Consider the following 13,077-nt stretch of genomic DNA (forward strand, 5'->3'; position numbering starts at 1 on the left):
CTCACTAATCCTCACCATCATAACCAATAGAGTTTTCGGAAACCGTTGGTAAATCATCCTCAATCATAGCTTGATAATTAACCGACTTACTATCGTTCACAATTTCAAGAGGTGGCAGGCTGTTTACCAAATCAACAGTCTGCATTGATACGTTGATAATACTCAACAACAAATTCAAAATATATTTCGGGTCATCTGAAAAATCGTTCGGATCATCAGTCAATCCATTTGAATACTTGCTCACTTTGTATTCTTCAATTAGCCATTGAATTGCCGCTTTTCCATTTACAACATACTCGTAAGCTTGCTCAGGAATATCAGTAATCATGATATCGGAATTAAAAATAATCGTATCTAATTTCCCTTTTTTAGGATGTTTCATTTTATTAACTCGATAGCTAGGATTGTCATTCATGACAATTTTTAATTCAGAGTAAGGTGGAACATCTTCATAATTCAAATGTAAATCGGCAAGTTTTCGGCCGACCTCTACAAAATCATGATAATTTTTCAAGCGCGGAATTTTAGGATAATCCTTTTGCAAATCGTTCGCATATTTTTCTAGGTATTCTTTTGAATGCATTAACCCGTACAAAAGATATAAAATTTCATCGTTTTGTAAATCATCATACTTTTTCACAAACGAATCTGAAATATTCGAAACTAATCCGAATGAATCCTCTTCAATGTACTGAGGGAAACCTTTACCATTATGGATTAATTGAAGGCTAGGTAACGTTTTTGTGAATAAGGTTGAGAAAACTTTTTTAGAACCAGCACCTTGCATATAAAGAACTTTCCCCATGATATTTTCAATACCACGATAACTACTCGCACGTTCATTCATAACATCATCCCAATATAACCATTTTCTAACGAAAGGCCTATGCAAATACGGAACAACTTTTCCAGATTTTTCCAAAGGTTGCTTCTTGCTAAATTTATCATTTAATTTAGCTGACCACTTTATAAACTTTTCATTTGTGTTTCTCTCTGCAAGTCGTTCTTTTCGGTCATTGACTTCTTTTAATCGTTCCATTTCAGAATTATAATTATCAATCAACTTTTCAGCATTTTCCTGAGCTTTTTCTTTGTTAAAACATACAATCCAATTATCACGCCCAGGATAGACCCCCGTAATTTGTTTTTTGAAAATAGAACTATTCAAATCGTTTTCATCATACAACGGTTTAAATGACGAATACGATTCATCTCTTTGATTTATCCAATCATTATTCAAATCTGGATGTACTTTATTCCAAGGAATCGTTTCTATTGAGTTAAAGTCCTCGATAATTTTAAGCTTCATTTCACGAGTTAAGTAATCACCAATATCATGATAGTAAATTTCATGTTTTTCTGAGTTATCTTTTACTAAAATTGTAATTGAAACGGGCGTACGACTACCTTCGCCAAAAACGTTTCCGCCTTCTTTTCGGCGTAGCTCTCCTGATGTCCGCTTAGCATCACCTCGTAAATTAAACACATATATATAGTTAAACTCTTCTTTCCAACATTTCCTTAAACCATCTGCACTTTGACTATCAATAAATCCTGCATTTGTTATAAATATCTTCTACACTTTTTTCAAGTTTTGGATATGATAAATTTGCGTTATCATCATTTACACTAGATTGTCCAATAGAATATGGGGGGTTACCAAAAATCGCCGTAATAGGCAAGGATTTCTGTTTAGTTAATCGTTCATCATTTGTACCAAAATATTCATCATCAAGAGTAGCTTCGGTTTCTGTACTTTCAAAAGTATCAGTCAATACAATTCCTTCAAATGGAACATAGCCTTCTTCACCGTTGATTTCATCAAAAGTAGCTTCGATATTAATCGCTGCAATGTAGTAGCTCAATAATACAATTTCGTTGGCATGAAGTTCTTGCGTGTATTTTCTAGTAATATCAGCAAGGGTGATTTCACCATTATCCATTTGTTGCTTCAAGTATGCTAGGGTTCTGACAATAAATGTGCCCGTGCCTGTGAATGGATCTAGTATATTCACTCCTTCATCAGCCAACGATTTACCAAAATGTTTTTTCAAAACATCATCAACTGAATGAACAATAAAGTCCACCACCTCAACAGGCGTAAACACGATTCCTAAACGCTCCGTTGTTGATTTAAAACCAGTAGAAAAGAACTTATCATACAAGGTAACAATAATTTTCTGTTTACCTTCCGCATTATCAATCCCACTAGCTCGAAGTTTTACCGACTCATAGAATGGTTCAAGTTTTTCTTGCTCTTTCTCGAAGCCCGCTTTCTGTAATTCGGCAACGATTGACTCCATAGCTGAAGAAACAGGGTTATTATTGACAAAACTGTATTCATCAAACAACGCTTCAAAGACTGGTTTTGTAATCAAATGTTGTGCCAACATTTCAACGGCTGACTCTTGCGTGATACTTTCGTTGATATTATGACGCAGACTGCTAATAAATTTATCAAATTCTTCTTTGATAGGATTGTCATTATCTTCTAAGCGCTCATTGATCCAACGAATGTATCGTTGGGCAATTTCATTGACATCTTTTGACCAATCTTCAAGGTAACGGCGGTCACCAACTTTTTGAACAATCTTCCCAAAAATAGCGTCCTCAATATTATCCCAGAGTTCTAACTCCATTTGTTGCGGGGTATCAACGTCCACACCGTTTGAAGAATCTGTTTCAGAATATGGTTTTCTTGGACGACCTTTGCCAGGGTTGATGATATTAATGTTTTCAGGTTTTTTCTTATTTAACTGCAACTGATTTACAATCGCATTGAAACGTTCATCTGTGGAACGAAGTGCATTCAGCACTTGCCAAACTGCCGCATACGTCTTGTTATCATCTAAGACATTTTCAGGCGTTACGCCCGCAGGAATGACAATCGGTAGAATGATATAACCATATTCTTTGCCTTCAAACTTACGCATGATACGCCCAACTGCCTGCACAATGTCCACTTGTGATTTTTTAGGAGAGAAGAAGATAACTGCGTCAAGATTTGGCACGTCAATTCCTTCCGTCAAAAATTTAACGTTAGAGAGCACACGGGCTTCATCAATATCAATATCACCTGCAAGCCAATCAATTGCATCTTTTTTCTGTAAAGCGTTCAATGTACCGTCTACGTGTTTCACTTCAATATGGAAACTATCTTCTGCGTTATCACCAAGATATTCATTTACCACGGCATTGAATTTTTTGGAAATTTTTTCAGAATTCTTGATTGTATCAATGAATGAGATAGCCCGTTTCATAGGTGTACCGCTAACTTTACCCGTTGCGCCTTCGCGTTTAATCATAGCGTTCCAAACACCAACAATCCGCCCGACATCATCAATATTTAAGCCATTTTCTGGGTCAGCAAGCGTTTGTTGAAGATTTTTTGTCATAGCTTCTTCTTCAACAGTAAGCACCATAACTTTATAGTCTGTCAGGTAACCGCGGGCAACGGCTTCACCAAAACCTAGACGGAAAATTTCAGTACCAAAAATCGACTCATCATCCATTGAAGCAATGACAACACTCTTTTCAATGCCTTTCGACTTTGCATCATCAGAATAGATTTTTGGTGTAGCCGTTTGGTATAAGCGCAATTTTCCTTTTACGTTCTTGTTACTATGGACTTTTGCAAAAGGACTTTCTTCTTGGTTCTGCTCATGAAAACCTGTTGTACGGTGTGCTTCATCCGAAATAATGAAATCAAATTTTGGAAACCCATTTTCTTGTGCTTCATGCATAACATCAATGGATTGATAGGTACTAAACACAACATTTAAACGGATTTTATCACTTGTTTCAGGTAAACTTTCATAATTTTTAACAACATCCGTAGCTCTTGTAGTTGCAGGAAAACCAATATCAGTCGCTTGAATATCAGCGTCATCATCATTGGCTTTTTTCTTGGTAGCCTTTCTATCCGAAGTTACCGCAAAGGAATTAAGTTCGAAATCATCCAATACATCTGAGTTCCAACTAAAAAGTGTCTGTGTTAATAATTGAATACTAGGTACAAGATACAAGACGTTATAAACTTTTTGACCGCTATCTTTTGCAAACTGTTCAACCATTTTTAGAGAGGTAAAAGTTTTCCCTGTACCCGGAGCCATTACTAACATTCCACGGTCATGAGTGGTGAAATATTCCTTTGCTTTTTCAATTGCTTGTTTTTGATAATCACGTAAGCCTTTATGTGACTTAACAATGATTTCTTTCGGTTTTTCAAAGTTGACACTCGACCAGTCAATTTTTGAATGGAGTAAATCTGACAAGCCAATCAGCTGAACTTGCTTCGTTTGCTCTTGAACCGTAGTAAGTGCATTTTGATTCCATTCATCTGTTGTCGATACAATCATCCCTGATGAATAATAATCCTTTCCGAGTTCAGCAATGAACGAATTAATTTCAGCTTTGCCAACTTTTCCGGAATAGAATTTTGCCTGTATTGCTGTTAGTTCACCCGTATTTTTATTACGGGCGACTAAGTCAACACCAGTATCTTTTTTAGAAATACCGTATTCAGCAGGAACTTCATGAAGTAACCAAACATCTGAGTAGAGATTTTTATACACGGGTTCATTTTGGAGATAAACTTCAACAAGTTTTTCGAAGTATGTTCCACGGTCACGTTGAACGCTACCTGCCGACTCGTTTATTTGTTTGAGTATTTTATCAAATATTTTCTCTGAATCATTTGATACTTGATAATCCGTCATTTCTTCAGACATTTACGCCACCTCCGATTTCCAGGTAATATAAATAATCGAACCTGATAATTTTAGCTTTGTTAATTCATGATTTAAAAAATACTCATTAATTACGCTGTGTTGTGCTGTGCTATACTGTGTCATTTTACGGCTCCTTTATAATCTATCAATTATTTTTCTAACAGATTGAACTTTACTATATAGTTTATTGTATCATCTAACAGCTTCATCCGCCGTCCAAAAAGAACGGCTAAAATTTCACAAGTAAAAAGCCGTCCACAAGGAACGGCTAAAATTTTGGAGACAGTTTTGGAGACAATTCAAACGAATTTTCATCTTTTTTCGTCTCTTGAGTTTTATCTAAATGGCGTCAAATCAACGTTCTCAGTAATAGATTTTGTCGCTACGTTATTCCCACTCAATCGTCGCAGGTGGCTTACTAGTAATGTCATACACGACGCGGTTAATATGGGCTACTTCATTAACGATTCTTGTAGAAATCACTTCTAGTACATCCCATGGCAGTCTTGCCCAGTCAGATGTCATTCCATCGATAGAAGTAACTGCGCGAATTCCGATTGTATAATCATACGTACGCGCATCTCCCATTACTCCAACACTGCGGATATCAGGAAGGACAGTAAAGTATTGCCATACATCGCGTTCTAAGCCAGCTTTTTTAATTTCTTCGCGTAAAATGGCATCTGATTCACGGACGATTTCTAGTTTTTCTTCTGTAATAGCACCTAATACACGAATCCCTAAACCAGGGCCTGGGAATGGCTGTCTCCAAACGATATCATCAGCTATTCCTAACTCAGAACCTAGAGCACGTACTTCATCTTTAAATAGCGTATTTAAAGGTTCAATTAATTGGAATTGCATGTCTTCAGGAAGTCCGCCTACATTATGATGGGACTTAATGGTTTGTGCAGTAGCTGTACCACTTTCAATAATATCTGTGTAAAGAGTACCTTGTGCTAAGAAATCAATTCCTTCTAATTTTGCTGCTTCATCATCAAACACATAGATGAATTCATTTCCGATAATTTTACGTTTTTTCTCAGGGTCACTTACGCCCTCTAGCTTAGACATAAAGCGTTCTTTCGCATCTACTTTAATGACGTTCATATTAAAGCCTTCTGTGAAAGTCTTCATTACTCCTTCCGCTTCGCCTTTGCGAAGAAGTCCATGGTCTACGAATATACAGGTTAATTGATCACCAATAGCTTTATGAATCAACACAGCAACAACAGAAGAATCTACTCCACCACTTAGGGCACAAAGAACTTTTTTGTCGCCGACCGTCTGGCGAATTTTTTCCATTTCAATTTCAATGAAGTTCTCCATTGACCAGTCACCTTTGCAGCCACAAACACCGAACACAAAGTTTTTCAATAATTCATTTCCATATACAGAGTGACGAACTTCTGGGTGGAATTGAACAGCATATAATCCTTTTTCTTCATTACTCATCGAAGCAATCGGACAAGAAGCGCTCGTTGCATCAATTGTAAATCCAGCAGGTGCTTCAACAACTAAATCACCATGGCTCATCCAAACGATTTGTTCTGTTGGAAGGTCAGCAAATAATTTAGAGTTGTTTTCAATATTAATTGCTGCTTTTCCATATTCACGATGCTTTGCTTTTTCCACTTTTCCGGCAAAATGCTGGGTCATCAATTGCATCCCATAACAAATACCGAAAATAGGAAGTCCTAAATCGAATATTTTCTCATCTACGCCAAATGCATTTTCGTCGTATACACTATTAGGGCCGCCTGAGAAAATGATTCCTGAAGGGCTTAATTCCTTAATCTCTTCAGCTGTAATGGTATGTGGATGCAACTCACTATATACTCCAAATTCTCTTATTCTTCTTGTAATCAATTGATTATATTGACTACCAAAATCTAGGACAACGATCATTTCTTGACCTTCTATATGCGCTTTCCCCATTCCTATTCACCCCAACTACTCTATTTGAATTTCTCTTCTTACTATTTCCAAATACCTTCATTATTCATGCTTATCTTTTCTCTAAATTAGATTCTGTTTTTTTACAAAAGTGCTGATTTGAATTCAATCAACCAACTTTTATAATGTAACCACAAAAAAAGACTAGAATCCGCCTCAAATAAAAACGAAGGCAGAATTCTAGTCTTTTTGGTTTCTTCATATAAGCTAAATAATCCAAAGACTTATCTGCCTTCATAGTCAGATCATTTAAGGCGACCCGGTAGAGACTCTCGAACCATATCATCGAGGATATATGAAGGAATTATATATAGATGTGAATATTGTAACAACATGTCGAATCGATGGTCAAGCTGTTGTTTTTTTAATTAAATTTTCCCACAATTCTCTCATATCTTCCCAAGTCTCTTTTTGCATATGACCTTTATACAGATATTCCTCATATTTAGCAGTCAATTGGCTCATTTCTTTGCTTGAATAAATGTGATCTATTTGCTTCGCATACTCTCTTAAGGTAATTTCTTCCTTCTTGCGGAGTCCAGCTATCTCTAGTAGATGCAGCAGCACCATATAAGCCTTCGGAAAGTTAGTTTCCTCCGTTGTGTTTCGGAATTTCCAAATATAATAATAAGGAAGCCATTTATAGCGAAATTTATAAGCTGCTAATCCTGCTGTAATAATGATTACTAGAACCGTAGTGACCCACTGCCAATTGTCTTTAACAATAGTTGTGTAATTCTTCTGCCCATCTGTAGATGGTGATGTTTTCTCCATTGTTTGCTCTGGATTTTCTGGTTTATTTTCTGGGGTTTCTGGCTTTCGTTCCTGTTGCTCCGGCGTTTGCGTTTCAGTATTCCCAGTATTTTGATTGCTCTCCACATCATTTATATACGTATTCGCATTAGAGAATCCTTGCGTTGGCTCAAAAGCAACCCAGCCTACATCTGGAAAATAAACCTCTACCCAAGAATGTGCATTATTATTTGTAACCTCATAGCGGCGAATATCCCCGTCCGCTTCTACAAATTCTCCCTCTGTAAAACCTTTAACCCATCTTGAGGGAATCCCAATAGAACGCAGCAAGGTAACCATAGAAGTCGAATAGTTATCACAATAACCCAGCTTTGTTTCAAATAAGAATTGATCCACATAATCCTCTTTCTCATTCGGGACTGCCACATTATTTTGACTATAAGTAAAACCATTAGATGAGAAATAGGTTTCTATCGCACGTACCTTTGCAAATACATTTTCATCATTTTTCGTTATATCAGCAGCAAGGTCTTTCACTCTTTGCGGTAATGAATCGGGAAGCTGAAGGTAGCGATTCACCATATCTGGATTATTTCTTATAAAGTCTTCCATATCAGCTGTTGTTAACGCATTTAGACTGTATTCCGGCACATCATATTTTACCGAGTAACTTTCTACATATCCATTAAAAACGCCACGTTCATTCCCACTTTCAATTTCCATGAACGAATTAGCAGCAGACACTTCTTTTACTCCTAATGGATATAGTAAATAAGAAAAGCCATTCGTAAATTGCACAGTGCTTTCAGACTCTGTCCGCTTCACATTTTCCCCTTCTACAAAAGAGACAAAAGGAATTGCGCCACCTTGATCTAATACTTCAAAGTTGTCCCGATTTAATTTTAAGGATTCCTCTGATTGGACCCAGCCTTTTCCTGTATAAGTATCTTTCGTTTCTACCTTCCAATAATGAGGCTTTTCTACCTCCGCAACAAAGACCAAGGAAGAATCACCAATAAAGTCTCCCCCTAATCTTGAATCATCAACACTATAACCAACTCTATGAATACCGCTTCCTGGAATATCTCCATCCTCTACTCCTCCTTTATCCCCCATTGTCTGGATAAAAGGAACAGGGTCTGGCCAAATAGGATCTGCCTTTGGTGATAAATAGCCAATTCCAGCACTTCCTATTACGAATAGAAGTAAAGGAATCATCCATTTTACGATCGAACTGTTAGTATTTCCAGATCCTTCTTTATCACTTAATCGAAAAAATGTTAACATGCCCATTGCTGTAAAACCTATGATTACCGTACGAATAATTGCCAAATCAGCACTATAAATCGTAAAAGTATCTAATACGGTAATATAAATAATTGTCAGCAAAAAGAATGTAAAAATCTTTCTTCGCTTAATTAGCCAATAATCAATTAAATACGCCATCAGCCATAATAAAATGAAACAGAGACTGCTTTTAAACATATTCGTCATTTCCGGCCACTTTGTATTAAATACCAATGCTAAATTATCGATAAATTCGGCTGCAAAAGGTTGAATCCATTGGAAAGTAAAAAATGATTCTTCATAATATAAATATTGAAGAATAAATATAATATAAACAGTCTTCAATGTGCCGCTTACCCAGCTTGGTGTCCGGGAAAAGGCTAACAATAAAGATAACGCAAGAAATAAGTGAAAGACAATCACATTCTCTGTATTCGTTAATTCTTCTAATGGTCCGAGCCATTCACAAATTAGTAAGAAACCTAAAATGTATAATAAAAAATTAGCAATTGTGATATGTTTTTTGCTATAGGGCGTTCCCATTTATGCCAGCCCCTCTCCAAAAGCTTCTTTAAATCTCCCCTCAGAAACAGGAATGATTTGAATGCCTTTTTTTCCAGCAAAAGCACTTAATGTTCTTTCTTCACTAGATAAACCTTCCTTTTGTCCAGTGATGGCAAACATCACGATATTATATCTTTTACTTGCCAACCACCCAGCTTTATCTATAAGTTCTCTTGTTACTTGGGAAGTAATTAACATGATTGTGGCCTGTGGAGGCAATTGACTACTTTCATAATCTACAACCTCTGCTAATGTGATTTCCTTTGTAGCACGTACTTTTGCTAAATGATAGAGCAGGTATTGTTGGTGACTTTCCCCTCCCCTTATTGGAAAAATCTTACGCTCCGTATCTACCGATAATAAGCCTACTTGCGCACCTTTTTTTAAAATAGCTCGAAGGATAGAAGCAGTGAAAGACACTGTCGTTTCAAATCTTTTATTTTCTTGGCAATCCATCACAATCATAATGTCATGCGACTGTTTTTGTTCAAATTCCTTTGTCATCATATTGTTGCGCCTTGCACTTGCTTTCCAGTTAATCCATGAAAAGCGGTCACCTGGCTGATACTCTCTCACACCAACTGCCATTGTCGTATCTCGCTGCACTCGCTCCTTCGATGAAGTCATTCCTTGCTCATAGTGATTTTCCAGCGGTTTGTATATCATTTCTTCAATAGGAGGATACACTAGAATCCGTTCTACTTGAATATAGACCTTCTCCTTCTCAATCAGACCTAAAGGGTCACCCAATTGGAGAAAGATTTGATCAAATACATGCTCTCCTCTTGGCAACTCCTTCACCGTATAATTAAAGCGGAGTCTCCGCTTTAATCCAGGCATTAACATTCTCTTTTCTTCTATTTTTTGCCCCATTGTGGAATTAAATGAATCTCTCACCACCATATAAAAAACAGGAAAAAACGAGTTTCTCGTTAATTCAATTTCTACTTGCATTTCTTCTTTCGCCCTATATTCATATTTCAAAATTTTTCTTTTTACTTGCCAATCCCGCATTGGATAGACTGCAATTAAAAGACCATATAAAGCAAATGGTAAAAAACTATAAAATAAAAACCAGCTTACAAACCCACCTTGAAACATAGCATAGGAAAATACCATCACTATTAGTAAAAATAGCAAAATTAATTTCCAAACCCGATTTAATTTATGCAAAAATCTTTTCATTACTTCACTAACCTTTGTACTGGTACAGGCACTTGCCCGATAATTCGATTAATAATTTCTTCTGCTGTTATCCCATCGAACTTTGTTTCTGATTTTAAAATCATTCGATGAGCAAAAACAGCTTTTACTAAGAATTGCACATCATCTGGGATGACATAATCTCTTCCTTGAATAAAGGCATAGCTTTGGGATGCTCTCATTAATGCAATGGAACCCCTCGGACTGACTCCTAGATAAATACTCGCATTTTCTCTAGTTGCTGTTGCGAGCTCCACAATGTATTTCTTAATCGTTTCATCCACATACACTTGTCTTACTTCATCTTGAAGAGTAAGTAACTCATCTAAGCTTACAACTGACTCTAATTTTTCAATTGGCGCTGCTACTTGGACTCTAGTCAGCACTTCTATTTCTTCTTCTACGGTTGGATATCCCATATTCATTTTCAATAAGAAACGATCTAGCTGTGCTTCTGGAAGAGGATAGGTTCCTTCATATTCAATTGGGTTCTGGGTTGCCATAACAAAGAATGGCTTTTGTAAATGATGTGTCACGCCATCAATCGTTACACTACTTTCTTCCATCGCTTCCAAAAGAGCTGACTGAGTCTTTGGTGATGTTCGATTTATTTCATCAGCTAGAATAATATTCCCCATGATTGGTCCTGGCACAAATTGAAATTCTAGCTCTTTCGGGTTATAAATAGACACTCCCGTTACATCAGAAGGTAAGAGGTCTGGAGTGAATTGAATTCTACGAAAATTAGCACCTACTGATTTCGCTAAAGCTCGCACCATCATTGTTTTCCCAACTCCTGGAACATCTTCTAATAAAACATGTCCTTGGGCAAGCAAAGCAATTAAACTCAGTTCTGCTACATCCCTTTTCCCAATCATCACCTTTTCGATATTACCGATTATTCTGTTAATTACCAAACTATGATTTCCTGCCATTCTTCTCCTCCTGTTGCATTCTAGTAAATTGCTAGTTTTAGTTGCATTGTTACGACACTATCTTTCAACTAAATAATCATTTTTCTTACTAGTAACCAATCCATTCTTATTCATCTAGCTTCTATATCAAGCATTGCCATTTTTTAAGATAAAAATTCCTGTGGGTTTAAACCTAATTCTCGACAAATTTCCGTCACCACTTGTTTTTCCCTTTGATCAAAATGACCATCTGCATATCCAATCGCAATACAATACCGAGCTACAAGTCTAGCAATCTCTGGCTTTGAGCGAACTTTTCCTAGTGCTCGAAAGCTTTCGGCTCTACCAATAATTTGATCGTATTCTATTTTTCGGACAAAGTAATTAAATTGCTGAATTACTTTATTTGTATCAAAAACACGTAATTCCTCACTTTGATGGATAAACTCCATCATTTTTTGTTCTTCCGTATGGTCCAATCTTCCGTCAGCCATACCTACTAATGCACATGCAGCAACAACAGCGTCTAATACTTCTGGATTTTTATAGCGCATAAAGATATCTCTAGCTCTTTGTTTCTGCTGCCTTCCCCATTCTGCATAATCCGTCTGAGATGGAGACCAACTATAGCCACAACTATTGCATGTTATTTTCAGCTGTCCTTTTCCAATAAATCCACCTAATAAACCGACAGGTCCTAAAATCAATCCACCAATTGCCGCTTTGCCAATCCCAAAGCCTTTTTCACCGGTACGGACATTGGTACTTCTACATCTCATACACTGCATATGATCACTAGAATATGCGTCATTGACAGCAGCTTGTCCATACATTTGTGGATGCGTATTTGTTGAATAAGAAGGTTGCCCGTTTGGCTGATAAGCCCCGCTGCTAAAAGCCGGATAAGTTTGCGTTTCAAATGACTGGTAATAAGGCCTATTAGGTTCTTGATAAGCTTGTTGGATAGATTCATTAGGATAAGCAGGTGCTTGCGGTTCATCATCAACTGTTACTCCAAAATTGCGGCATAAGGCAGCTAGTCCACCTTGAAAGCCACTTCCGACAGCATTAAATTTCCATTCTCCGTGATGACGGTATAACTCGGCTGCAACAATAGCAGTTTCAATTGTATAATCTCTTCCAAGATTAAAACGAAGAAGTTCTACTTGATCTCCCTCATTAAAAACTCTGACATAGGCATTAGATATTTGACCAAAATTTTGTCCTTTATTATACGCATCATGAATGGTAATGGTAAAAGCAATGCGTTGAATAGCGGCAGGTACTTGGGATAAATTCACTCGAATTTGTTCGTCATCCATTCCGCCATGCCCCGTCCGGTTATCCCCGCTATATACTACCGATCCGTTAGGACCAGTTGGGTTATTATAAAAAATAAAATCATTATCACTCCATACTTTATGATTATCGCCCAACAAAAAAGCTGACGCATCTAAATCATAGTTGGCACCATGTTGATTGATATCCCACCCTAAACCAATTACTACCTTACTTAACCCAGGATGTGATTTTGTCAAATCTATCTTTTGACCCTTGCTAAGCATGACCCCCACAAAGAACCTCTCCTTTTTTACAATCATTTTCTTCCAACTATCGATAACTATTATTTTACAGCATTATCTAGGTAATTGTACGTATATTCATTTACA

Annotated in this window: 8 protein-coding genes and 1 riboswitch; all 8 genes read right to left on the bottom strand. The window is 36.9% G+C overall.

Annotated elements, in window-relative coordinates; genetic code table 11:
* Positions 1-4 precede the first annotated feature (4 nt).
* Positions 5-1,486: a type ISP restriction/modification enzyme gene (locus tag NSQ89_RS20095; RefSeq protein ID WP_341133192.1), complete on the bottom strand. Its 1,482-nt coding sequence runs from the start codon at positions 1,484-1,486 to the stop codon at positions 5-7.
* Positions 1,487-1,544: 58 nt separating this feature from the next.
* Positions 1,545-4,730 (bottom strand): restriction endonuclease, encoded by a 3,186-nt coding sequence (locus tag NSQ89_RS20100; protein ID WP_341133193.1) that lies wholly within the window; start codon positions 4,728-4,730, stop codon positions 1,545-1,547.
* Positions 4,731-4,853, bottom strand: a complete 123-nt coding sequence (locus tag NSQ89_RS20105) for a hypothetical protein (RefSeq protein WP_341133194.1) — start codon at positions 4,851-4,853, stop codon at positions 4,731-4,733. It abuts the gene before it with no gap.
* Between the two features lie 264 nt (positions 4,854-5,117).
* On the bottom strand, positions 5,118-6,668 hold the full coding sequence (gene guaA / locus NSQ89_RS20110) for a glutamine-hydrolyzing GMP synthase (protein WP_061801241.1): 1,551 nt from the start codon (positions 6,666-6,668) through the stop codon (positions 5,118-5,120).
* A gap of 235 nt (positions 6,669-6,903) precedes the next feature.
* Positions 6,904-7,005, bottom strand: a riboswitch (purine riboswitch).
* A gap of 29 nt (positions 7,006-7,034) precedes the next feature.
* Positions 7,035-9,269, bottom strand: a complete 2,235-nt coding sequence (locus NSQ89_RS20115; protein WP_341133195.1) for a transglutaminase TgpA family protein — start codon at positions 9,267-9,269, stop codon at positions 7,035-7,037.
* Positions 9,270-10,475 (bottom strand): DUF58 domain-containing protein, encoded by a 1,206-nt coding sequence (locus tag NSQ89_RS20120; RefSeq protein ID WP_095320930.1) that lies wholly within the window; start codon positions 10,473-10,475, stop codon positions 9,270-9,272.
* Complete coding sequence (locus tag NSQ89_RS20125; protein WP_047943380.1) at positions 10,475-11,428, bottom strand: AAA family ATPase; 954 nt, start codon at positions 11,426-11,428, stop codon at positions 10,475-10,477. The genes NSQ89_RS20120 and NSQ89_RS20125 overlap by 1 nt, the downstream gene beginning before the upstream one ends.
* Before the next feature lie 143 nt (positions 11,429-11,571).
* The gene (locus NSQ89_RS20130; protein WP_445668948.1) at positions 11,572-12,981 is read right to left on the bottom strand and encodes a TerD family protein; all 1,410 of its coding nucleotides are present in this window, start codon (positions 12,979-12,981) and stop codon (positions 11,572-11,574) included.
* Between the last annotated feature and the right edge of the window lie 96 nt (positions 12,982-13,077).

The organism is Niallia sp. FSL R7-0648 (assembly GCF_038007005.1).
GTDB classification, from domain to species: domain Bacteria; phylum Bacillota; class Bacilli; order Bacillales; family Cytobacillaceae; genus Niallia; species Niallia circulans.

Bases quoted from the DNA above. Each gene is read 5' to 3' on its own strand.
- NSQ89_RS20100 (WP_341133193.1), bottom strand. From the start codon at position 4,730: ATGTCTGAAGAAATGACGGATTATCAAGTATCAAATGATTCAGAGAAA.
- NSQ89_RS20105 (WP_341133194.1), bottom strand. From the start codon at position 4,853: ATGACACAGTATAGCACAGCACAACACAGCGTAATTAATGAGTATTTT.
- guaA (WP_061801241.1), bottom strand. From the start codon at position 6,668: ATGGGGAAAGCGCATATAGAAGGTCAAGAAATGATCGTTGTCCTAGAT.
- NSQ89_RS20115 (WP_341133195.1), bottom strand. From the start codon at position 9,269: ATGGGAACGCCCTATAGCAAAAAACATATCACAATTGCTAATTTTTTA.
- NSQ89_RS20120 (WP_095320930.1), bottom strand. From the start codon at position 10,475: ATGAAAAGATTTTTGCATAAATTAAATCGGGTTTGGAAATTAATTTTG.
- NSQ89_RS20125 (WP_047943380.1), bottom strand. From the start codon at position 11,428: ATGGCAGGAAATCATAGTTTGGTAATTAACAGAATAATCGGTAATATC.